Source organism: Bacillus sp. PPSBB_2 (assembly GCF_045291115.1).
Lineage (GTDB): Bacteria > Bacillota > Bacilli > Bacillales > Bacillaceae_G > Bacillus_A > Bacillus_A cereus.
On sequence record NZ_CP147983.1, the window covers coordinates 985,104 to 1,008,854 of the forward strand.

The following is a 23,751-nucleotide window of genomic DNA, read 5'->3' on the forward strand; positions in this document are numbered from 1 at the left end:
CCCTTTTCACGAAACCAAGTACCTACACGTGAAAAAGTAGAAACGTGAGGAACGAAATATAAACCACAAGATACACGAAATGAAGGATATTGATGCAAAAAACGTGTTAATTTGCGTAAAGAGTCAATTTGAAATACAGTTTTCAAGAAAAAGCATTTCAGTAAGGCTTTTCTACAGATTGGTGGGCGACCTGTCACAGGCGGAACGCCTTCAATAGTTAAACTGTCTACGTATGCAAATAAAATCTGTAAAATGGATTGATTTTCATCAAATTTGGTTATCATACTAGTAAATCCGTCCTTTCTGGAGATAGTTTCGGTTACTATCATTTTTCCAGGAAAACGGATTTTTTTATGCATTCATTTTTGGATATTTATGAGTTTTGCAACACCCTCGAAGAACATAGAATACATAATTTTTAACTAGATTTATTGTTAACTAATTTATCCCCACCACCAAGCTCCGCCTCAATCTGCGAAGTCTTCGATGACTCATCCATACGCCAATACGTAATAAAGCTGATCGCGATACATCCAGCTACGTAGAAGTAGAAGAGTGATTCCATTCCGATACTCTTTAGCCATAATGCGATGAACTCAGCTGTTCCGCCGAATATCGCAACGGTTAGTGCATATGGTAAACCTACGCCAAGTGCGCGAATTTCAGTTGGGAAGAGTTCTGCTTTTACAATTGCGTTAATCGATGTGTAACCAGTAACAATAATAAGGCCGACCATCATAAGTAAGAACGCTACGATTGGTTCTGTCGTTTTTTCCATGAAGAAGAAGATCGGTGCTGTTAGTAATGTTCCGAGAATACCGAATGCCATTAATAGTGGGCGTCGTCCAATTTTATCGGATAGTAGCCCCGCAATTGGCTGAAGTACGACGAAAATAAGTAGTGCGACAAAGTTAATCCAACTTACAACTTCTTTCGGCAGACCGACTGTGTTTACCATGAACTTTTGTAAATATGTTGTGTACGTGTAGAATGCAACAGTGCCTCCTAGTGTTAGACCGACTACTGTTAATACTGCTTTCGGGTGTTTCATAAGCGCGCGAACGGTTCCTGCGCTTTCGCGTTTTTGTGATTTTATGTTTGCGAACTGCTCCGATTCATCCATTGTGCGGCGAAGCCATAATACAGCTACTGCACCCATCGCTCCAATAATGAACGGAATGCGCCATCCCCAAGCTTTCATATCTGGTTCGCTTAGTAATTGTTGAAGAACAATTTGAACGCCTAACGCAACCATTTGTCCAGCAACGAGCGTTACATATTGGAAGCTTGAATAAAAGCCGCGGCGACCACTACTAGCCATTTCAGATAAATACGTTGCAGATGTTCCGTACTCTCCGCCAAGTGATAATCCTTGTAGTAAACGGGCAAGAACTAAAATAATTGGTGCCATAATACCGATACTTTCGTAACTAGGTGTACAGGCAATAATTAAAGAACCACCGGCCATAACTGTAATCGAAAGTGTTAATGCTGCCCGGCGTCCGTGCCGATCCGCATAGCGGCCCATTAATAAACTTCCGATAGGGCGCATTAAAAATCCAACTGCGAAAATAGCCGCTGTGTTCAGTAACTGACTTGTTGGATCTCCTTTAGGAAAGAACTCTGCTGAGAAGTAAACAGCGAAAGCAGAGTAAACGTACCAGTCGTACCATTCGATTAAATTGCCGACAGAACCTTTGAAAATATTGCCGGCGACTCGGTTTGATTTTACTTGAGCCATACTAATTCCTCCTCGTGCTTATAAATAAAATGAAAATTATGAAAGCGTGTTCATTATAGTTGAATTGTACTGTCTGTGGAATAAAATCTCAATATTATGACAATTTTATTCTTTTTGTACTTTATGAACATGGAGAGTTTTAATAGTTGCTTCATTATTCGTTTTGTCATAATAATAGAAAAAGGAGATTGATAGTTTTGAATATTTTATCAAAGGATATGAAGCATGAAAAAATCACGCAAAGTGTCATTACAAACGAAAATAGTAAGCTTAATTATCGCGTTAATTTTATTTGTCGTTCTCCTATTAGCGGGAATATTTGTTTACATTCAGTCCGTTGATACGAAGCGCCAAGTGGAGCAGCTAGCACTACAAACAGCCAAGTCGCTTTCTTTTATGCCTGCTATAAAAGATGCTTTTCAACATAACGAGCATAAAAGTAACATTCAATCTATTGCGGAACAAGTTCGCGAGCAATCTGGTGCCGATTATGTCATTATAGAAGATCATTTTGGGGTGATGTATTCCCATTCTAATTCGGAGTTAATTGGCACAAAGAGTAACAACCCGTATAACTATGAAGCACTCACTTTTGGCGGTTATTATACGCTTGAAGGAAATGGTGAAAGTGGTCCTGCTTTAATGGCGAAGGCACCCATTATTGTTCAGAACGGAGACTACGATCAAGTCGTAGGCGTTGTGACAGTAGAGTTTTTAATAAAAGGTATTGAATCTAACATACTGAGCAGAACGAAAGAAATTATACTCTTTTCCTTAGCTGTATTAGTAGTCGGAATTATTGGCGGCATTCTTTTAGCACGTAGTATTCGTAAAGATACACTCGGTTTAGAGCCGAATGAAATCGCAGCGCTATACCGGGAACGAAGTGCGATATTACTATCTATAAAAGAAGGGATTATCGCCATTGATCAAAATGGTTTTATTACGATGATGAATACGTCGGCAGAAGAGATGCTACATGTAAATGATGATTATATGCAGCAGCACATTTCAAAAGTTTTACCGGAATTTAATATGGAGAGAGTGTTAGAAAGCGATCAAGAAATCGCGTTTCAAGATAAGGTGTTTATTTTAAACATGACACCGATACTTGAAAATAACAGTACGGTAGGGGTTGTATGTAGTTTTAGAGATAAAACAGAACTGCAAAACTTAGTGAATACGATATCTGAGGTAAGAAAGTATTCTGAGGATTTACGCGCTCGAACACATGAATTTACAAATAAACTTTTCGTCTTATCAGGATTACTTCAGTTAGGGCACTACAAAGAAGCGATTGAATTTATCCAACAAGAATCTAATATTCATCAAAGCCAAAATCATATTTTATTCCATCAAATTCACGATGCGAAAGTACAAGCTATTTTATTAGGAAAACTCGGAACAGCGTCTGAAAAGAAAATTGATTTTCATATTGAAGGAGATAGCGCGCTTCATCCGTTACCAGACCATATAAAAGTGTCGCATCTTATTACGATCCTTGGAAACATAATTGATAATGCATTTGATGCGGTGAATGAACGAGAGGAAAAGAGAGTTTCCTTCTTTGTTACGGATATTGGGCACGATATTGTATTTGAAGTGATAGATAGCGGGATAGGGATATCAGCAGAAAAAATAACGACCATTTTTCAAAAAGGGTTTTCAACGAAAGGAACTGATCGTGGTTACGGACTAGCAAACGTGAAAGAAATGGTAGATCTACTAGGGGGAACGATTGAAATTCAAAACGAGAAAAATGGGGGAGCTATTTTTACAATTTACCTTCCGAAAACATTGAAAGAAAGTACATGACAAACAGGGGGATGGACATATGTTGAAGGTTGCAATTGCAGAAGATGATTTCCGCGTCGCGCAAATTCAAGAGGAGTTTTTATTAAAAATAAAGGATGTAAAAGTAATCGGAAAAGCATTGAACGCGAAAGAAACGATGGAACTACTACAAAAGGAAGAAATCGATTTACTTCTATTAGATAATTACTTACCAGATGGAATTGGAACTGACTTATTACCACAAATTCATGCTGACTTTCCAAGCGTTGACGTCATTATGGTAACGGCGGCGAATGAAAACCATATGCTAGAAAAAGCAATTCGAAACGGCGTAAGCAACTACCTTATAAAACCGGTCACGTTAGAAAAATTTGTTCGCACAATTGAAGATTATAAAAGAAAGAAGCAACTATTACATAGTAACAATGAAGTAAATCAAGCACTCATCGATAATTTCTTCGGGACTTCGCAAACACAAGACATAAAAAACTTACCGACAGGTGTGGATCCGTTAACACTGCAAAAAGTGAAAGGCATTATAAAAGGATTCGAAGAGGGCATTACAATAGAAGAAATGGGAGAACAAATGGGGGCCTCCAGAACAACCGCAAGAAGATATTTAGAATACTTAGTAGCGACCGGCGAATGCACAGTAGAGTACACATACGGTATTATCGGACGACCAGAACGAAAATACCGAATAGGACGAGGACTATGAAAAAACGATTATTACTATGTATATGGATCATGACAGGAGTAATAGCTGGTTGTTCCTCGGAAAAATCCCATACGAATAAAGTGAACATCGACAAATTAGAAATCGTTGCACCGAACGTTCAAGGAGCCGGATGGGACTTAACAGCACGAGCGATGCAAAAAACGCTCACAGAAGAAAAAATCTTCACAAAACCAATTACAGTCACAAACAAAGTAGGTGGCAGCGGTGATGTCGGATGGAAATATACGAAACAAAAAGGCGGTCACGTACTGGCGATTAACTCAAGCTTACTCATAACGAACAACCTACTAGGCCACAGTAAACTAACATATAAAGACTTCACCCCGCTCGCAACACTTGCGTCAGACTGGGAAGTCGTTGTCGTATCACAAGACTCAAACATAGAAAACGCAAACGAACTAATGGAACAACTAAAACAAAACAAGAAAAACTTCAAAATCGGCGTTGCCCCCGGCCTAGGAAACGACGATCACCTATCCTTCGTACAAGTAAGCAAAGCATTCGGCATAAACCCTGCCGAGCTACAATTCTTCGTCTACGAAAACAAAGAAAAAATCATAAACGCCCTAACGAACAAACAAATCAGCGCCGCAACCATGACCCTATCCGAAGCCGAAAAACAATACAAAGCCGGCAAAATAAAAATACTAGCCGTATCCGCACCAAAACGCCTAGACCGACTACCAGAAATCCCAACATGGAAAGAACAAGGAATCAACGTCATCTTCCAGCACTGGAAAGGAATTATGGGCCCAAAAGATATGACGGAGGAAGAGGTTGCTTATTGGGATGATGTGATTAAGCGGATGGTGGAGAGTGATAGTTGGAAGGAGATTTTGAGGGAGCGGGGTTGGAATTCTTATTATAAGGATAGTGGGGAGACTAGGTGGTTTTTGGAGGAGAGTAATTTTAGGTATGAAGAGATGGTGGAAAAAGAGGCTTAAGAGGGAAGTAGTCAATCATGCTTTATTTTTGTAGTTACTTCTATATAATATAAAAGAGATGAGAGTGTTAGGCTAATTACATTAAAAGGGCTAGATAGGGTTAGATAAAATCTAGCTTACTGATTAAAAATATATTAGTCGTTAAAAGATATAAAAGGCATTTTTCAGTCTATAAAGTGTGGAAACATAAAGTATAGAGTTTCTGTGAGATTTAAGGAGGACATAATGAAGAAAAATATTTATGTTGTTGGAGCAGTAATTGTCCAAGAAGAGAAAATTTTATGTGCGCAAAGAGGACCATCTAAATCGCTACCTCTTATGTGGGAATTTCCAGGTGGGAAAATAGAAGAGGGAGAAACACCTCAAGAGGCGTTAAAGCGTGAAATTGATGAAGAAATGCATTGTAGCGTGCAGATTGGTGAACAAATTGATTATACAGCCTATGAGTATGATTTTGGTATTGTTCATTTGAAAACTTTTTATTGTAAACTTGTTGAAGGAAGTCCGGTTTTAACTGAGCATGTAGCAATTAAATGGTTATATCCGAATGAGCTATCAGCTTTAGAATGGGCACCTGCGGATATCCCAACTATTGAGAAATTATCAAAAGAATCGATTGTAAAGTAATCTTAAAAAAACTATTCGTTTTATACGGATAGTTTTTTATGTTTGTAATAAATTTGCACTTTAAATCAGTGAGTAATACAATTAATATAAAAAATTGTCATAAATGGTGATCATATGGAGAATTTTATTCAAAAATTAGAGGGGTCTTTATATAAAGGGTTTATTGATCAAAAACATAATCATCCCGGAATATATAAACCTAAGTTATTAGTAAATAATACGAAAAAAAATGAAAATGTTTTAAGCTCATTGTTGGAGGAGCTTGAAAACAGTACATCCTTTATTTTCTCAGTGGCTTTTATTACAGAAAGTGGACTGGCGACTTTAAAATCACATTTCCTTGACCTTAAACAAAAAGGGGTTAAAGGACGTATATTAACATCTACATTTTTAAATTTTAATACACCAAAAGTGTTTAGAGAATTAATGAAACTTGAAAATGTAGAAGTAAGATTAACAAACTTATCTGGTTTTCATTCAAAGGGATACATATTTGATAATAAAACACATTGTTCATTAATTGTCGGTAGTTCAAATCTAACTGCACATGCTTTGAAGGTAAACTATGAATGGAACGTTAAGTTAACATCGCATGAAGATGGAGAGATTGTACAGCATTTTAAAAACCAATTTGAAGAAGTTTGGGAGCATTCTCAAGTATTAACCGAAGAGTCGATTGCAAATTACGAAACAATATATGAGCAAGCTGCAGAAAATAAGTTACTAGATCGAGTTATAGAATTACCTGGTCAATATCACAATTCAATTGAAGAAGCTTTGAAAATTACCCCAAATAAAATGCAACAAGCTGCGTTACAAGAAATACAAGCTATTCGAGACGCCGGAAAAGAAAAAGGCTTAGTTATCTCTGCAACAGGAACGGGGAAGACATATCTTTCAGCATTTGATGTCAGAAATTTTGCACCTAAACGGATGTTATTTATTGTTCACCGAGAGCAAATATTAAATAAAGCGAAATCTGATTTTCAAAAAGTTCTTGGTGGGATAGATGAGGACTTTGGAATTTTATCAGGGTCAAATAAACAAATAAATGCTAAATATTTATTTGCGACGATCCAAACCATTTCAAAAGAAGAAAATTTACAGCAATTTGATCCTGGGTTATTTGATTATATTTTAATAGATGAAGTTCATAAAGCAGGTGCTGGTTCTTATCATAGAGTTATTGATTATTTTAAACCGAAATTTTTAATGGGAATGACCGCTACACCTGAACGTACAGATAATTTTAATATTTATGAGCTATTTGATTACAACATTGCTTATGAAATTCGATTGCAAGAAGCACTTGAAGAAGATATGCTTTGTCCTTTCCATTATTTTGGAGTAACTGATTTTGAATATAATGGTGAAAAGATAGATGACACTACTGTTTTATCTAAACTTGTTACGGAAGAACGAGTAGATCATATAGTTGAAAAAGTAAAATATTATGGTTTTTCTGGTGAGAAAGTAACAGGACTAATGTTTTGCAGCCGAAAAGATGAGGCAGAACAATTATCACATGCTTTAAATGAAAAAGGTTTTCGCACATTTGCATTAACCGGCGATCATTCCCAAGAGGAAAGAGAACTGCGGGTGAATCAATTAGAAAATGGCATACTGGATTATATTTTAACAGTAGATATTTTTAATGAAGGTATTGATATTCCGAGTGTGAACCAAGTTGTTATGTTGAGACAAACTCAATCAAGCATTATCTTTATACAGCAGTTAGGGCGTGGACTTCGAAAACACGATTCGAAAGATTTTGTTACGATTATTGATTTTATTGGAAACTATAAAAATAACTATTTAATTCCGATTGCCCTTTCAGGAGATAGATCACAAAATAAAGATAATATACGTAGATATACAAATGACACGAGTTATATTAAAGGTATTTCAACAGTTAACTTTGAAGAGATAGCGAAAAAGCAGATCTTTAAAGCGATTAACAATAGTAATTTAACAGCAATGAAAGTATTGAAGGAAGCTTTTGCTGAGTTGAAAAATAGAATAGGAAGAACTCCATATCTATATGACTTTATAGTAAACCATTCTATTGATCCAGTTGTACTTGCAGAAGGATATTCGAACTATTATCAGTTCTTATTGAAAATGAAAGAAGATGTCCCTGCATTAACAGAGTACGAAAATAAAGTTTTAACGATGTTTTCATTGGAAGTATTGAATGGAAAACGTAAAAACGAAATCGTTTTGTTAGACTTATTATTAAAGCAAGAAAAAGTTGATAAGGATGAGTATATAAAACAACTTGAAGAATCTAATTGCTTAACAGATGATGAAACGATTACTTCAGTACAACGAATTTTTGAATTAGAGTTTTTCTCACAAAACAGTCAAAAGAAATATGGAGAAAAGCCAATTCTCTCTTTACAGGACGATAAGATGTATATGTTTAATGATTCTATCCGAAAAAGCTTAGAACAAAATCAATACTTTAAGCGTATGGTTATGGACATTATTAAAAGTGCAAGGAAAAAGAGCAAAAACTATGAGTGTGATAGTAACCTTACTGTATATAAAAAATACTCAAGAAAAGATGTGTGTAAACTTTTAAATTGGCATAATGACGAGAGCTCAACTATGTATGGTTATAAGACAAAGTACTATACTTGTCCAATATTTATCACATACCATAAAAATGATGAGGTAGAATCCAGTGTGGACTACGGTGATGAATTCCTTAATCAAGATGTTCTTAAATGGTATACAAGAAGTAATAGAACATTAAAATCAAAGGAAGTTCAAACAATTATTGATGCTAAAGAAAATAATATTGACGTCCATATTTTTGTGAAAAAAGATGATGACGAGGGAAGCGACTTTTACTATTTAGGAAAAGCGACACCTGATAAAGCAAGTGTAGAACAAACTGAAATGAAAGATAAAAATGGAAAAGAACTACCTGTTGTTACGATGAATATGATTATGGAGAAATCAATTGATAATAAGATCTATGATTATATAAAGGACGGTAATGTTTTGTAGGTATATTAAATTTTTAATATCTTTATGTTTCTAAAATTATTAAGCGAATATAGATGGGGCTGTATCAAAATGACATCGGAGTATGCTTTTGATATGGTCTTTTTTATTGGAATTTAATATGTTTTTTATTAGATTTGTGGATTCATTTAATTGGTTTAAGCAGAATGTGGAGATGGGTCTTTCTAATCAAAGTAACCGATAACTAGCCCCTCCTAAGCCCCTTGCAAGCCCCTACCAAGTAATAAATCACTAAGAAAAAACATAACAAAACAAAAACAACAACAAACACCGTAGTAGTAGTCAAAAAAAATTTAAAATAACACGCCAAAAACCCGACTAACCTCCCATATATATTATGAAGAGGTTTTTATTTTGAACGGAGACGGGAGGAATTAGGATGGCGGTGTATCGTAATGTGCAGGTGAATTTTTGGCAGGATGATTTTGTTTTGGATTTGACGCCGGAGGAGCGGTATTTTTATGTTTACTTATTAACTTGTTCGAAGACGACGCAGTGTGGGATTTTTCCTTTTCCGAAGCGATTAGCTGAGATGGAGACTGGTTATAACCGGGAGACTGTTGATAAGCTTGTGCAGCGCTTTGTTGATTATGGGAAGATTCTTTATGATGCGGATACACGGGAGTTATTCGTTTTAAATTGGCTTCGTTATAATCCTGTGACGAATACGAATGTGGAGAAGTGTGTACTTCGTGAGCTTAAGGGTGTGAAGAATAAGGAGTTTGTACATATGTTTCTTCAGAAGTGCACTGAGGAAGAGCTGAATGTTCCGATGCTTTTAGCACATTTCGGTATGCCTGATGATTTGGCTGTGGATGATGTTGAGCCGATTTGTGAGGAGACAGAGGAAGAAGAGGTTGTAGAGGAAGAAAAGGGAAGTCGTGTGTTTTCTTTTTATGAGCAACATTTCGGTAGTTTGTCTCCTTTTGCGGTGGAGGAACTGAGTGCGTGGATGGAAGATTTGTCAGAGGAGCTTGTGCTGAAGGCGCTTCAAATTGCGTTTGAGAATAATAAGCGGACGATTGCTTATGTGAAGGGGATTTTGAGAGGATGGCACGGGAAAGGGTTTACGAAAGTGTGTGAGGTTGAGGCGGATACGGCTAAGTTTCGGAAGAAGGAGTTGTCTGTTAGTACGGGGGAGACGGAGGAGTTTTTGGCGAGGTGTGAGGAGTGGGAGAAGAATGCGCCGTCAGAGGAAGAGTTGCAGCGCTTTTTAGCGGAGCGCGGGTGGCGGCCATGAGTATTCAAAATGTGGAGGCGGAGAAGACGGTGTTAGGTTCTCTATTAATTGATGGAGAGCTTATTAAGGAGTGCCGTTTGACGGAGCAGTATTTTTCTATGCCAGTACATAAGTCTATATTTCAGTTAATGCGAAAGATGGAAGGAGAGGGGCAACCGATTGATCTTGTGACGTTCATTTCTCGGGTAGATCCGAAGTTTTTAGAGGGAATCGGGGGAATGGAGTATTTTATAGGGTTAATGGATGGTGTGCCTACAACTGCCAACTTCTCTTATTATGAGGGGCTTGTTCGAGGTGCCTGGAAAATGTATCAGGCTGGTGTTCTCGGGCACAAGATGGGAGAGCGTCTTATTGCGGAGAAGAGTGAGAAAGTTATCGGTGAGACGATTACGGCACTTTGTGAGTTAGAGGAGAAAGACTCTGTATGTGAGTTTGATTTGAAGGATGCGCTAGTTGATTTATATGAAGAGCTTCATCAAGATGTGAAGGAGATTACTGGTATTGAGACTGGTTATACATCGTTAAATAAAATGACGTGCGGATTGCAGGAAGGTGATTTTGTCGTTCTTGGTGCGCGTCCTTCTATGGGGAAGACTGCGTTTGCGCTTAATGTTGGATTGCATGCGGCGAAGTCTGGAGCGGCGGTTGGATTGTTTTCGTTAGAGATGAGTAGTAAGCAATTGTTAAAAAGGATGGCATCTTGCGTAGGTGAAGTGTCAGGAGGTAGGCTGAAAAATCCGAAGCATCGTTTTGCGATGGAAGATTGGGAGAAGGTAAGTAAGGCGTTTGCGGAGATTGGTGAGTTGCCATTTGAGATTTACGACAATGCAGGTGTTACGGTGCAAGATATTTGGATGCAAACCCGTAAGTTAAAGCGGAAACACGGTGATAAAAAGCTTTTAGTCATTGTAGATTATTTGCAGCTCATTACGGGCGATCCGAAGCATAAGGGTAATAGATTTCAAGAGATTAGTGAGATTTCTCGTAAGCTTAAGTTATTAGCACGTGAATTAAATGTTTGTGTAGTAGCGTTATCACAGTTATCTCGTTCTGTAGAGTCGCGGCAAGATAAGCGTCCGCTTTTATCAGATTTAAGAGAGACCGGACAAATTGAGCAAGATGCGGATGTCATTATGCTTATGTATCGAGAGGATTATTACGATAAGGAAACAGTGCAGAAAGAGATGACGGAGATTCATGTGGCGAAGCACCGGAATGGGCCTGTGGGGAGTTTTAAGCTGAGGTTTTTGAAGGAGTTTGGGCGGTTTGTGGAGATTGGATGATAAAATAGCAGAAGGCATATAAAAAGGTAAAGGAGTGGTTACGGATGACAAAAGTAGGTCGTTTATATGAACAAGAGAAGCAAGAAGAAATTGATAAAGCACTTTCGGCAGCTGGAATGCTTTTTAAAGGAATGAGTGTAGAAGAAATAGCTAAAAAATTAGATGTAACAATTGAAAAGGTGAAAGAGTAGGAGAAGCGTTTATCTCATTAATCGCCGGGGTAATGGCAGCGTCTGTATAAATTTATACAAAAATAGCCGAATATTTACTATATAATAGTCGGCTATTTTTGTACGGAGAAGTTGTTAGGTTTAATACGCAAATCTTTTGGTTTGCTCTTGAATATGTTCCTCATTTCCCCATAAAGAAAGACTTTCTCTCTGCAGTAATCCACTGCTGCAAATCATCTTGGTTACGTCGGACAAGTCGATTTACTAACACATCATGCCATACATAATCCTCTAATAAGTATATATGGACGGGGTCATCTGTATAAAAAGCAATATTACGCTCTGCAAGTGATGGTCCATAAATCATTTCTTTAGAATCTATCGATACAATAAACCAATGTTCTGTAGACAAGGTTTCTGTATAAGGTGTTATGCGATGGGCTTCTAGATTTTTAATGGGATTTTCAACATGCAAGGTAATACCTTGTATTGTAACTTTATCAGCTACTTCAGATAGATCTTCTTTTAATGCTTCATACATCTCATCCCACATTGAAATGACAATACGTCGTTCTGCTTTTTTTATTAATGCCTGACAATAGCTAATGATTGTTTGATTGTCTTTTAAAGTAATGACTCGATTATCCGTTTTTTCCTCGGAAGTTTCTAGTTTTTTTAATGAATCACTTATTCCTTCGTAAGTAGATTGCCATTCTGTTTGCGCTTTCTGTAAAAAGATTTCAACAGGTAGAGGTGAATAGCGGGTGGTGTCATTTATTTCTTCTTTCATGACAATTCCTTTTTCTACAAGGTTACCTAAAATCTCATAAATTCGCGCTCTTGGGACACCCGAATCTTTACTCACTTGGTAGGCTGTGACAGGCCCTTGTTTAACAAGAGATACATAAGATTTAGCTTCATATTCATTAAAACCAATTTTTTTAAGCTGTTGCACTATGTAGTCCACTTTTTTCGTCCTCCGATGTTTGCTTTTATATTTTAACGTTACAATAACTGTTTACATTTAGCAAATTATTAGTTACTATTCGAATAGTGACTAAAGGGGAGGTTAATAGTATGGATTTTTATTTAGACCCATCTGTATTAATGATTTTGATCGTTTTTGGATTTGTAGCTGCATTTATTGATTCAGTTGTAGGTGGTGGTGGACTCATTGCTTTACCAGCTTTATTATTTACAGGACTGAATCCAGCAAGTGCAGTAGCTACGAATAAACTAGCATCGACAATGGGAAGTGCAACTAGTAATATTGTGTTTTATCGTTCTGGTAATCTTGATTTGAAATCGGCGTTTAAATTAGTTCCGCTCACTTTCATAGGTTCCATAATAGGGGCATGGACTGTTCATTTAATGAATCCAGAAGTATTGAAGCCGTTAATGCTGATCATGCTTGGTGCTGTCGCTATTTATACGATATTCAAAAAGGATTGGGGTAGTATTTCCACTCATAAGAAATTGTCTGGTCGACACGTCATTATTTTTACTTTCTTTGTTTTTGCTATTGGTTTTTATGATGGATTTCTAGGTCCTGGAACAGGTTCATTTTTAATGTTTTCTCTTTTATTTATTGGGTATGATTTTTTAAAAGCAGCAGGTAATGCGAAGCTTCTTAATTTAGGAAGTAATGTTGGTGCATTATTGATGTTTATGTATGTAGGGCAAGTCAACTATGCGTATGGTTTTATAATGGGGATTGCTCAAATTGCTGGAGGGATTGTTGGCTCCAAATTCGCTATAAAAAAAGGCAGTGGGTATGTTCGTGCTCTTTTCATTACAGTAACTTGTTTATTGTTAGCGAAAAACCTGTATGACTATATTCAGTAAGTAATTCAAGAACGTAGAAAAGGTCAAAGATGCCTACATAGAATATAAGAAGATACCAGGAGAAAATTCCTTTTAACATTTTTTAGATGCTACCTTATTTGAAGATAGCATCTAAAAAGAAAATCTAAGTGAAGAGAATGAAAATAATATAAACTCATATTTTTCTGGGGTATGTTTATTGATCATAGTGAAATGTTTATTCTATATTCTTCTTATAATTAGGCCTCAACAAACTCTTAAAATCTAACTCAGCAATTAGCACACTCAGCAATATAAGCGTAGCCCCTAAGTATCCTTTTCCTGTCAGCGTTTCACCTGTGAAGACGAAAGCAAAGCCTGCGGAAAAGACAGGTTCTAATGAAAAAATAAGACCTGTATGGGTAGGGGTAGTGTATTGCTGGGCAATTACTTGCACGATGAATGCGACTGCGGTGCAAAATATGCTTAAAGCTAATATGATGAGCCATGAGTTGATTGTGCTAGGAAGCTTTGGCGTTTCTATAATGAATGAAAAAATAAGACTAAATAGACCGACGAAACCTAGTTGCACTACTCCAAGTGCAATGGAATTCACATGTTTCGTTACGCTTCCAGTAATGATGACGTGGATCGCATAAAATAGGGCAGACAGTATGCAAAATATATCGCCGTTACCGATTTTGAATTCGCTCGTTAATGTTAATAAGCCGATTCCTATTATCGTTAAAATGATTCCTACTATAACTTTCTTTTCCGGAATGTGTTTTAAAAATATAGCTGATAATATTGGAATGAAAATGACTGTGAGACATAGTAAGAAACCAGCATTAGAAACACTCGTATACTTTGTACCGAAAGTCGCGAAAATATAAACGATAAATAAGACAGAAGCAAGTATAAATGCATATTTTACAGTTTTAAAATCAACTTTGAATAAATGTTTGTAAAATATTAAACCTGATAAAAGAAAAGCGATAATAAATCGTAATGCAATTAAATTATATTCTTCTATGCCATCAAGTCCAAGCTTTGTAAGTAGGATGGATGCACCCCAAAAAAATGTAACTAGTAGTAACATTAAATCCGCTTTTAATTGTAGTTTCATTTCTATTCCCTCGTTATGTATAAATTTTATAAGCCCATACCTCTATCCCCATTTTTAATTTTAATATTAATTCTGAATATTTGTAACTTAAATTTATCGACGGTTTTTTCAGAACAATTGGGAAGTAATAGTATGTATAAAAAAAAAGCCCAGTTTGGAGGGGGTTTTTTCTATGTAAAATTTCATTTGTTTTGTTTACATAATATCTTTACAATCATTTGATAAAATAAAATCAACTGCATATTGTGAGGGTGGATGGTTATCCCTTCTTTCTATTCGGAAGGAAAGGAGGTGATAATATGGAGTTTTTGTTTGACCTTGTAAAAGAGTTTGTCAAAGCGACTGTGCGCGAAGTTTCAGCGTATTTTTTGCGGAAGCAACTTCTGGATAAGGACAACAAAAAACCCACTCCGCGCCGTCACAAGCAAAAGGGTAGGTTCCGCAAAAAGAAATAGCTTATAATAACCACCACCCTAAGCGGTAGCAGTTAAGGAAGAGATGTTAGCGCAGCTCTTCTTTTTATTATATGCCATTTTATTTGATGTCATACTTATATAGTATTCTACGGAAAATATATCATATTCCTATTTTGTGGTCAATTTGATTGAATGATTGAAAAGGTGTAGTCTTATTCCTTTTCAAACTGAAAAATATCCCGATTAATGAGTTGGTGGAGGTACCTATCCATTTCAGCAGCAGAAACGCTTTTTTTATTTTTAAACCACCATGTGCTTAATGAGGTGATTGCCCCTGAATAAAACTCAATGATTAAATCATTTGGTATCGTATGGTTTTTGCAAAGCTGATTTAATGCTTCTATTTCTTGTTTTCTCGTTTCGTGACTTAAATAATGTGTACGGGTAATAAATTGTTCATCAGACATTTGCGTTTCTAATATTTTACCGAGTTCTTCATGATGTAGGAATTGTTCCATTACTTGAAATGGTTTACTTAATCGATCTGAAACCGGTATTTCAGCAATCATCTTGCCGTATCGTTTAAATCCAAATGTTAATAAAGCATCTTTATCTTCAAAGTGTTTATAAAAGGTTGTTCGGTGTACCATAGCGCGGTCACATATTTGGTTAATCGTAATCGTACTATATTTCTGTTTTGATTGCGTCATTAATTCAAATAAGGAATCCCACAGTAATTTATGTGTACGTCTAATACGTAAATCAAGTTGTTTTTCGTTATCATTCATCTACAATTCTCCTTTTTTGTAGATTAAATATACAGTGGTTGAAAATTGATTCTCCCTTTTTAATCTACATATGTATATTATATTACATGTGTTTAGGTATATTTAAAGTTTTTTAAGTAAGAAATAGGAGGAGAATCTGTAAATGAATATGACAACTAAGAGCCCTACAAGTGGCAAAGTTGATACTTCTAATTTGAAACATACCCCCATTTTAATTGCGTTACTTTTAGGAGCAATGGTTGCATTATTAAATGAAACATTACTTGGTAATGCGTTAACAGTATTAATGAAAGAATTTGACGTAACAGCTTCAACGATTCAATGGCTTTCTACAGCTTACATGTTGGTGGTTGGGGTTTTAGTCCCAATTACAGCGTTACTTCAGCAATGGCTCACAACGAGACAAATGTTTTTGATCGCTATGGTAACGTTTTTAGCTGGTACATTAATTGCGGGATTTGCACCAACATTTTCTGTTTTATTAATCGGCCGTATCGTCCAAGCTATAGCGACAGGGTTAATTTCACCGTTATTAATGAATACGATTTTAATTATTTGTCCGCCTGAAAAACGTGGTGCGACAATGGGATTAATCGCACTTGTGATGATGGCAGCTCCGGCAATTGGTCCTACATTATCTGGAGTAATTGTGGATTCATTAAATTGGCGCTGGTTATTCTATATTGTTATTCCTATCGTGATTATTTCCATTATGATTGGGATGAAGTACATTCAAAATGTTTCAGAGTTAACAAGGCCAAAAGTAGATTACCCATCAATCCTTTTATCGACATTAGGATTTGGCGGATTTGTGTATAGCTTTAGTGCATCAGGTGATTTAGGATGGTCCGATGCGAAAGTATATGGTGCTTTAATTGTTGGGCTTATCTCATTATGTATTTTTGTCGTTCGACAATTAAAAATTGAGAATCCAATTTTAGAATTACGCGCATTTAAAGTTCCGATGTTTACATTATCAGTCGGATTAATTGTCATTGTGATGATGTCGTTATTTTCAACGATGACTTTATTACCGATGTTCCTGCAAACAGTTTTACTCATTACAGCTTTTAAGTCAGGGATCATCATGCTTCCGGGAAGTGTTATTAGCGCTATAATGGGACCAATTGCAGGTAAACTATTTGATAAATTTAGTCCGAAAGTTATTATCGTTCCCGGCATTGTGTTAGTAGGGATTGCAATGTTCTTATTTAAAGGCATTACTCCTGATACATCAATGTTACAAATTATTATTATGCATAGCGTATTAATGGTTGGACTTATGTTTGTCATGACAGCACAAACATACGGTTTAAATCAATTAACACCAGATTTATATCCGCATGGAACAGCACTGTTTAATACGTTGCAACAAGTAGCTGGTGCAATTGGTACAGCTATCTTTATTTCGAAAATGTCTTCAGGAACAACTAAGTATATGGAAAGCTCCGCAAATCCACTGGATCCGGTAGAGAAGTTAAACGGTTTAACTTCAGGATTCCAAGGTGCATTTGCACTTGGGTTAGTCTTTATCATTGTTGCATTTATCGTATCGTTATTCTTAAAAGAAGAGAAAGAAGGAGTAAAGGAAGCGAGAGTTTTACAGAACGAACATTAAGGTTTATATAAAAAAGACATCTTTCCCTAGCAAAGATGTCTTTTTCATATTTTTTTCGTAACACTTGTTTTGGTTGGCTTCATACATAAGAATTGGTATGTACAATATTTATCCTTTTTGAGAATAACGATGCAAAGCTGTGCTAATAACTAAAAGTCCAATAATGAGAGAGTGTGTTCTTATAATAAGTTCTGCCGCTAATAGTTCACCAGATGATTTAGTGACATCGTATATAGATTCTGTTATGAGAATAGGTATAGTCATGATTATGAAGTTATTATATTTGCATTAAACGATTTGTGCGTTTTTTCATAGTAAAAATTAGAGACTCTTCAATAAAAAGGAATTAAATATGGTATTCTTTAGTTAAGATATTTAAACGAAGACAGGGGAAATGAAGATGGACAAGAAGCTAACGTATTGGCTAGCATCTATTATAGGGGGAGTAGTACTTGCAACTGGTATGACTTATGGAATGTTACAGTTTGCTGAAGTCCCGCTTAAGAGTGAGGACCATGTTTTTGCAGAGGTTAATAAAAAAGACATACTATCGAATGAAGCAGAAGTGAAAGGTTCCAATGCACAACTTCACATTACAGTAACTTCTACTGAAGAAGAAGTTATTTCAGCTATGCATAGCATGACTCATCAAAAAGTAAAAGCGTGTGAAGGAAAGGGAGCAACCTCTATGTCCAAAAAGAATGCAGAGAAAGTAAGAAATATTCTAAACGGAAACAATTTCAAGAACAAAGAAGAGCTATTAGCAATTACTGAAAGATGGGCAAATAGAGATTTTAGTAAAATTTTAGAAGAACATAACTATTTTATTAAACTTCAAGGTGGCAAGACAGGTGAAGCTACAGTAATGGATACGGTAGACGAGAAAGTATTCTGTCTCAATACTTTCGGTGATGATGTAACGGCTGCATTAGTTAAATCAGGAGATCTTCAAGCCTTGTAAGGTGTTTTTTCTTTAATATAAAGAAAGCCTCAAGTATTCATATACTTGAGGCTTTTCTAATGGAAAGATAGGGATGATCCGAATTCCTTACATTAAGAACAAAGTGGAATTACTCCTAAACCAATTAATAAAGCTGCAGCAACTGCTGGAATTGGTACAGGAATTTGAATACCTTCTACAAACAAGAAATACTGACCACTTACTATTTTAAAACAAACTAATTGCATGGCTATTCCTCCCTTCTTTTAGAATTAATACATTATATTAATTTATCTATTTATTGTTATATTTGAATTATTCATTTTTAAAAATATAGTTAATATGTGAATAGTTTTCGAAAGGACCTGCTCAATCAATACGAAAAAACATAAGATGAAACGAATCCATTAAAATACATGAGTGAACCTTAGTTTTCCCCTCTTATCTAAAGGAGGAACTATTATGGGTTATGGTGGTAGTTGTGGCGGTTGTGGCTTCTCGGGAGGCTTTGCTTTATTAGTCGTGTTATTCATTTTATTAATCATCGTTGGAGCTTCTTGCTTCTGCTAAAAACTATTGGAAAAGACACTCATATGGAGTGTCTTTTCTTTCGTGCAAAATGATTCCTGATAATATCCAACTGTATATAGTATACGGTATATTTTTTCCTCATTAGATATATATAAATGTAACAATTACATTAAAACCAAGAGATACAAGAACTTTCTTATTTGAGGATGTTCAAAGTATTACTGTCTCAAATGCTACTACAGCTAACGCTTTACGGATTCCATTATTTATCCAACAAACAACATATATTTGTTGTGATAAATCAAATTCATATTACTGTGAGAATAGTGATTATGGTTATTAGTGGTTATTAAAGAGGGCCTTGGCTCTTTTTTTATTTTCTTTCGACATAATATGACAATATACGAATTAATAGTTTGGTATTATTATCTAGAAATCTTACATTTATCTACAAATTATTATTGTATTTTTAATTTTTTGAATGTAAAATATTTCAATGTAAATACATACCATTTAGGGGGATAAAGAAATTTATGAAAAAATTATTAGCTTCAGCAACAGCGGTAACACTATTAACAGTGGGGTACAGTTCTTCTGCATTTGCAGCTAAGAGTCCTAATGATACAAAAAACTGTGGCCATTTTAAAAGTCAACAAGATGCTCAAGCATTCTGGGATCAAAATGGATATGGTGTTGGAAATGATCCGCACCGTTTAGATAATGATAAAGACGGCATTCCATGTGAAGATTATAAATATCCAAAGAGCACAAATACTACAACAGAAAATAAAGAAACTACTAAACCTCAAGAACAACCTAAACAAGAAAATACTAAACAGGAAAACACTAAACAAGAACCTGTTAAACAAGAAAACACTAAGCAAGAGAATTCAAAACAAAACAACCAAACAACAAATAATAAACAAGAACAAACTAAGCCTCAAACAACTGCAAAAGAAACAAAGAAAAATACTAATACAGTTGTGAAAAAAGAAACGAAAAAACAAGGTGAAAAATTACCTAATACAGCATCAAACGGTGTTACAATGATGTTAGCAAGCTTAGGATTAGCATTAGCTGGAGCTGTATTAATGTTCCGTCGTAAAAAGACAAACGCATAAAATAGTTCCTTAAAACGGCAGGAGAAATCCTGTCGTTTTCAAATGGAGTGATAAGAGTGAATAAAAAACAATGGATAGGCTTATGTTTAACTGTTATTGGACTTACTATCTTTTCCTATTATTTTCTAGAATGGTATAGTGCTAGACAATCAGCAGAGTCGTTGACAACTAACGAGGCTAAACAATATGAGACCTCCACACCTTCTAAAGAAAATGAAAAGCAAAACATCAATCAAACAGAGACAGAGATAGAGACTGACACTTCATTACAAGAAGAACCTGTACAAATTCCTGCTTCAAAGGTAAACCATCAGTTAGGAGATAAAGTAGCATATTTAATTATCCCTAAAATACAAAAGAAATACTCTATATATTGGGGAGCTGATGATAAAGTACTAAAAAAGGGTGTAGGTATGTTTGTTAGTGACTTAACTACTACACCATCTGGAAATGGCCATACAGTTTTAAGTGGACATAGAGATACAGTTTTTACCGAGCTTGGTCAATTAAAGGAAAATGACCAACTTATCGTGGAATATGAAAATAAAACATATACATATGAAATTAACAAGCATTGGATAACAGATTCAGAAGATCGAACGGTTATTGTAGAAAAAAGTGAGCCGACATTAACATTAACAACTTGTTATCCTTTTGACTATATAGGAGACGCTCCAGATCGGTACATAATTGAAGCATCTCTACTTTCCATTCATTGATGAGGATGGAAAGTCCAATACACATTAGTAAAATTAAAGTGGTTATCGAGTCGGAGAAAGGCACCTTAGAGTGTCTTTTTTTATGTAAATAAGCTGCTCATACGGACAGCTTATTATGGTTTTTGACTTAGCGTGATTTTTTCGGAATGCTGGCGGCACCCCATCGCTATCAACCTAACAGAACAGGTTGCTCCCAAAAGTTTTTTATACAAAATAACATCAAAAAATACGTCTTGAACAAGCGTTAAAAAAGAAAGCTGAAGGGCAAGTATACCCTTTTGGAATCTTTTTAAGAGAAAATGATAAAATGAAGATAATATTAGGGAATTATGGGGATGATTACGTTGCTTACTTTAATAAAATTTGTAGTTAGTTATGCTGCAAGTCTATTTGCTTTTATTTTTGGATGGTTCTTAATTTCATATATTTTTAATCCTAGCTTTATTCACCCAGACGTTTTACAGGGGTTCATAAAAACTATCGTCACTTATGGTAGTATACCAGCTCTTATAGCTTGTCTAATTGGGGAAGTCTTATATAGGAAAATTAAACGATGTAGAGAGTTTCAATTTGGAATTCCTTTATTTATAGGACTAGCAGTTATCTATACACTTATACCATTTCTTTTTCTTTTTACTTTTTCTTTTTCACATTTCTTTTATTTCGTAGCACCTGTTATGATGGGGTCCTTAGCTTTTTATTTAGTGCGTAGAAAAATATAATTATAATAGATATGTCTGAATCACTAGTTTCAAAAAGCCTTCACGCAATAATGATTGCATGAAGGCTTTTGATGTTTTCTTATTTTTTTGTCTCGTTAACCCATGTAATAATGTCCTGGATGACGTATTCGGGAACGTTAGCAGGGATTTCATATTCACTAGGGAGGCTTAATTCCCCGTCACCCTCCGTGAAGAAATGATTCAATTTCGGGTATTTTTTGAACTGAACATTCCCGCGGTTTGAAAGTCCTTTCTGCCATTTTGTATATTCATCTTTTACTGTTACTTGATAATCACGTGCTCCTTGCAGAATGAGTAAAGGCTCTTTTCGTGATTTTGCTTCTTCAACTGGACGCCACCTAGAAACATCATACATAAAATGAGGTGACCCCAAATTGTAGCCAGCTGGAGGATGGTCAGGATTGAAAGCAGGATCCTGGATAAAAGCGACCTGTCTTTTTAATTCATCGATTACTTCCTTTGACTCCCCAAGGTATTGATACTGATCAATGGCAATGTCAGTCAAAGGGCGTGCAGGTGGTGCGAGTAAGATACTTCCTCGGACAAGTGAGGAAGGCGCTTTGCTCAGTATACGCGGCATTGTGCCAGCTCCTAGGCTATGTCCAAGAATGAAAATATTATTTGGATCAATGCCTTCCTGCTGCGCTGCTGATTTTGCTGCATATATGGCATCATCTGTAGTATCACGGTCTAACGTAATGGGTTCTGCACTCATCTTTAATGCATGTTCTAAGGTGCGTTTTTCATAGCGCAACACTGCAATTCCGTTGGATGAAAGGCCCACCGCAATGTCTCGTAAGATTTTTGTTCCCATATATGTGCTATCGCGATCATGGATGCCAGCACCATGAACAAGAACAACTACGGGCAGCTTTTCACCACGCTGATGCTTCGGAACTGTTAATGTCGCTGGTAACGGATAGGTAGAATTTCCAATGACGATTTCACGTTCTTGATAGGAGTTAGGTTGATCATAGCTAGGATGGGGGATGGTAAAAGATTCCTCGGGTGGCCTTTCTCCAATTTCATCTACTTTCCCGCCAGGTGTGAATTTAAGGAGTAGTGGTATGGTAGTTCCTTCGGTAGCTGCTGGAATTTCTACCGTCTGATGGACCAAGTTTCGTTCTTTTATCACAGGGGTTCCCATGCTTTTTATCCCGCTCCAGCCACTTTGTGTCCACCAGTTTTGTAATGTGGTTGCTGTAAACTTGGATTGAAAAGCAGTAGACGTCAACTGTAGTGCCTCTGCATATTTACTTTGCTGGAGATATTCAAAAAATAATGATGTAAGCTCCGTTAAAGAGACTAGTTTCTTTTCAGCAGATTGTTCCTCGTGTGTATTTGCGTGAATAGTTGTGGTAAGCGGGAAAGATGAAACGCCTAAAGAAAAGAGTAGGGGAAAGGTAAGTATTGATCTTTGTATTTTCTTTTTTTTATTCATGTTTTAACCTCCAATATGTGATGGTAAAAAACAGGTATGGTAATTAGAATTCTGGTGCGAAAACTTCAAAATATTTGCAAGCAATCTCTAAAACTTAGACATACTCATATTATTATTCTAAAAAAACGTAGCTTTCTTCTCTTGAGGGTGTTGCAAAACTCATAAATATCCAAAAATGAATGCATAAAGAAACCCGTTTTCCTGGAAGAATGATAGTATCCTAAAACTATCTCCAGAAAGGACGGATTTACTAGTATGATAACCAATTTTGATCAAAATCAATCCATTTTACAAATTTTATTTGCCTACGTAGACAGTTTAACCATTGGAGGCGTTCCGCCTATGACAGGCCGCCCACCCATCTGTAGAAAAGCTTTACTCAAATGTTTTTTTATAAAAACGGTATTCCAGATCAATTCATTACGTAAGTTAACTCGTTTTTTACATCAATATCCTTCATTTCGTGTATCTTGTGGCCTTTCGCTTGTTCCTCATATATCTACTTTTTCACGTGTAGGCACTTGGTTTCGCAACGAAGAAATTCCGTTGCTTCATAANCAATCAATCCTAGGAATGGTGAACAAAATAAGAGTACACATCGTCGTGTATTATCTCATTTTATACAAACTATCTTTGGTAAACAATTGATGAAAGAACGTAGGAAAATTGAACAACAGTTTAGTAAACTCAAAGATAAAGGGTTGGAACAGCCACGTTGGTATGGTCAAAATCGCTATCTATTGCATGTTCAGCTAGTTTTTCTGATTCATAACATTGCATATTTATTTTAGTTTTGCAACACCCTCTTCTCTTGTCACATGTATATTAATCCCAGAAATAATCTTTCTTCCTTCACTTTATATTTTGATTATACGAAGCAAAGCTCTCGTTTTTCTTACTTGATACTTACAAATTCCTTAAGTAGGGGATATTT

At 35.9% G+C, this 23,751-nt stretch carries 23 protein-coding genes and 2 pseudogenes; 18 read left to right on the plus strand and 7 right to left on the minus strand.

The window, feature by feature from the left end:
- Positions 1 to 284, minus strand: a 284-nt coding sequence (locus V6946_RS04775) for a transposase (protein WP_406622057.1), incomplete at its 3' end; no start/stop codon positions are given.
- Between the two features lie 134 nt (positions 285 to 418).
- Complete coding sequence (locus tag V6946_RS04780; RefSeq protein ID WP_000079857.1) at positions 419 to 1,741, minus strand: MFS transporter; 1,323 nt, start codon at positions 1,739 to 1,741, stop codon at positions 419 to 421.
- Between the two features lie 225 nt (positions 1,742 to 1,966).
- Here V6946_RS04780 and V6946_RS04785 point away from each other — a divergent pair, with 225 nt between their 5' ends.
- The 8 genes from V6946_RS04785 (at position 1,967) to V6946_RS04820 (ending at position 11,592) form a co-directional block, all read left to right on the plus strand.
- Positions 1,967 to 3,556, plus strand: a complete 1,590-nt coding sequence (locus V6946_RS04785; protein ID WP_366982152.1) for a sensor histidine kinase — start codon at positions 1,967 to 1,969, stop codon at positions 3,554 to 3,556.
- A gap of 19 nt (positions 3,557 to 3,575) precedes the next feature.
- Positions 3,576 to 4,253, plus strand: a complete 678-nt coding sequence (locus V6946_RS04790; protein WP_065704749.1) for a response regulator — start codon at positions 3,576 to 3,578, stop codon at positions 4,251 to 4,253.
- The gene (locus V6946_RS04795; protein ID WP_366982151.1) at positions 4,250 to 5,218 is read left to right on the plus strand and encodes a tripartite tricarboxylate transporter substrate-binding protein; all 969 of its coding nucleotides are present in this window, start codon (positions 4,250 to 4,252) and stop codon (positions 5,216 to 5,218) included. The genes V6946_RS04790 and V6946_RS04795 overlap by 4 nt, the downstream gene beginning before the upstream one ends.
- A gap of 225 nt (positions 5,219 to 5,443) precedes the next feature.
- The gene (locus V6946_RS04800; RefSeq protein WP_000739615.1) at positions 5,444 to 5,845 is read left to right on the plus strand and encodes a (deoxy)nucleoside triphosphate pyrophosphohydrolase; all 402 of its coding nucleotides are present in this window, start codon (positions 5,444 to 5,446) and stop codon (positions 5,843 to 5,845) included.
- A 114-nt stretch (positions 5,846 to 5,959) separates the two neighbouring features.
- On the plus strand, positions 5,960 to 8,860 hold the full coding sequence (locus tag V6946_RS04805; RefSeq protein ID WP_366982150.1) for a DEAD/DEAH box helicase: 2,901 nt from the start codon (positions 5,960 to 5,962) through the stop codon (positions 8,858 to 8,860).
- Positions 8,861 to 9,257: 397 nt separating this feature from the next.
- Positions 9,258 to 10,118 carry a DnaD domain-containing protein gene (locus tag V6946_RS04810; protein ID WP_000312064.1) on the plus strand — a complete coding sequence of 287 codons (861 nt, stop codon included), beginning with the start codon at positions 9,258 to 9,260 and terminating at the stop codon, positions 10,116 to 10,118.
- Positions 10,115 to 11,401, plus strand: a complete 1,287-nt coding sequence (gene dnaB / locus V6946_RS04815) for a replicative DNA helicase (protein WP_366982149.1) — start codon at positions 10,115 to 10,117, stop codon at positions 11,399 to 11,401. The genes V6946_RS04810 and dnaB overlap by 4 nt, the downstream gene beginning before the upstream one ends.
- A 44-nt stretch (positions 11,402 to 11,445) precedes the next feature.
- Complete coding sequence (locus V6946_RS04820; RefSeq protein WP_366982148.1) at positions 11,446 to 11,592, plus strand: hypothetical protein; 147 nt, start codon at positions 11,446 to 11,448, stop codon at positions 11,590 to 11,592.
- Positions 11,593 to 11,752: 160 nt separating this feature from the next.
- Here the strand turns inward: V6946_RS04820 and V6946_RS04825 are convergent, their stop codons facing one another.
- On the minus strand, positions 11,753 to 12,538 hold the full coding sequence (locus V6946_RS04825; protein ID WP_366982146.1) for a helix-turn-helix domain-containing protein: 786 nt from the start codon (positions 12,536 to 12,538) through the stop codon (positions 11,753 to 11,755).
- A gap of 110 nt (positions 12,539 to 12,648) precedes the next feature.
- Here V6946_RS04825 and V6946_RS04830 point away from each other — a divergent pair, with 110 nt between their 5' ends.
- The gene (locus V6946_RS04830; RefSeq protein ID WP_000348458.1) at positions 12,649 to 13,416 is read left to right on the plus strand and encodes a TSUP family transporter; all 768 of its coding nucleotides are present in this window, start codon (positions 12,649 to 12,651) and stop codon (positions 13,414 to 13,416) included.
- A 196-nt stretch (positions 13,417 to 13,612) separates the two neighbouring features.
- Here the strand turns inward: V6946_RS04830 and V6946_RS04835 are convergent, their stop codons facing one another.
- A complete protein-coding gene (locus V6946_RS04835) occupies positions 13,613 to 14,500 on the minus strand; it encodes a DMT family transporter (protein ID WP_006923077.1) in 888 nt (295 codons plus the stop codon).
- A 299-nt stretch (positions 14,501 to 14,799) separates the two neighbouring features.
- On the opposite strand from V6946_RS04835, the gene V6946_RS04840 reads away from it, so the two are divergent.
- The gene (locus V6946_RS04840; protein WP_006923076.1) at positions 14,800 to 14,955 is read left to right on the plus strand and encodes a hypothetical protein; all 156 of its coding nucleotides are present in this window, start codon (positions 14,800 to 14,802) and stop codon (positions 14,953 to 14,955) included.
- Between the two features lie 173 nt (positions 14,956 to 15,128).
- Here V6946_RS04840 and V6946_RS04845 read toward each other — a convergent pair whose 3' ends face one another.
- Complete coding sequence (locus tag V6946_RS04845) at positions 15,129 to 15,704, minus strand: TetR/AcrR family transcriptional regulator (protein ID WP_000999319.1); 576 nt, start codon at positions 15,702 to 15,704, stop codon at positions 15,129 to 15,131.
- Between the two features lie 142 nt (positions 15,705 to 15,846).
- On the opposite strand from V6946_RS04845, the gene V6946_RS04850 reads away from it, so the two are divergent.
- Both V6946_RS04850 and V6946_RS04855 read left to right on the plus strand, forming a co-directional pair.
- On the plus strand, positions 15,847 to 17,322 hold the full coding sequence (locus tag V6946_RS04850; protein ID WP_006923074.1) for an MDR family MFS transporter: 1,476 nt from the start codon (positions 15,847 to 15,849) through the stop codon (positions 17,320 to 17,322).
- 400 nt (positions 17,323 to 17,722) lie between these two features.
- Positions 17,723 to 18,283, plus strand: coding sequence for a PRK06770 family protein (locus tag V6946_RS04855; protein ID WP_366982145.1), 561 nt, complete (start codon positions 17,723 to 17,725; stop codon positions 18,281 to 18,283).
- A 92-nt stretch (positions 18,284 to 18,375) separates the two neighbouring features.
- On the opposite strand, the gene V6946_RS04860 is transcribed toward V6946_RS04855, so the two are convergent.
- Positions 18,376 to 18,510, minus strand: a complete 135-nt coding sequence (locus V6946_RS04860) for a hypothetical protein (RefSeq protein WP_001177693.1) — start codon at positions 18,508 to 18,510, stop codon at positions 18,376 to 18,378.
- A gap of 214 nt (positions 18,511 to 18,724) precedes the next feature.
- On the opposite strand from V6946_RS04860, the gene V6946_RS04865 reads away from it, so the two are divergent.
- The 5 genes and pseudogenes from V6946_RS04865 (at position 18,725) to V6946_RS04885 (ending at position 21,355) form a co-directional block, all read left to right on the plus strand.
- Complete coding sequence (locus tag V6946_RS04865; protein WP_000540375.1) at positions 18,725 to 18,832, plus strand: YjcZ family sporulation protein; 108 nt, start codon at positions 18,725 to 18,727, stop codon at positions 18,830 to 18,832.
- A 494-nt stretch (positions 18,833 to 19,326) separates the two neighbouring features.
- Positions 19,327 to 19,914, plus strand: a complete 588-nt coding sequence (locus tag V6946_RS04870; RefSeq protein ID WP_000734535.1) for an excalibur calcium-binding domain-containing protein — start codon at positions 19,327 to 19,329, stop codon at positions 19,912 to 19,914.
- A 56-nt stretch (positions 19,915 to 19,970) separates the two neighbouring features.
- Complete coding sequence (locus V6946_RS04875; protein WP_006917978.1) at positions 19,971 to 20,633, plus strand: class D sortase; 663 nt, start codon at positions 19,971 to 19,973, stop codon at positions 20,631 to 20,633.
- A gap of 187 nt (positions 20,634 to 20,820) precedes the next feature.
- Positions 20,821 to 20,943: pseudogene (locus V6946_RS04880) on the plus strand (N-acetyltransferase); the annotation flags it as partial.
- A 25-nt stretch (positions 20,944 to 20,968) separates the two neighbouring features.
- On the plus strand, positions 20,969 to 21,355 hold the full coding sequence (locus tag V6946_RS04885; RefSeq protein WP_000631590.1) for a hypothetical protein: 387 nt from the start codon (positions 20,969 to 20,971) through the stop codon (positions 21,353 to 21,355).
- A 79-nt stretch (positions 21,356 to 21,434) separates the two neighbouring features.
- Here the strand turns inward: V6946_RS04885 and V6946_RS04890 are convergent, their stop codons facing one another.
- On the minus strand, positions 21,435 to 22,817 hold the full coding sequence (locus tag V6946_RS04890) for an alpha/beta fold hydrolase (protein WP_006917976.1): 1,383 nt from the start codon (positions 22,815 to 22,817) through the stop codon (positions 21,435 to 21,437).
- Positions 22,818 to 23,072: 255 nt separating this feature from the next.
- Between V6946_RS04890 and V6946_RS04895 the strand changes: the two are divergent.
- Positions 23,073 to 23,608: pseudogene (locus tag V6946_RS04895) on the plus strand (transposase).
- The last annotated feature ends 143 nt before the right edge of the window (positions 23,609 to 23,751 follow it).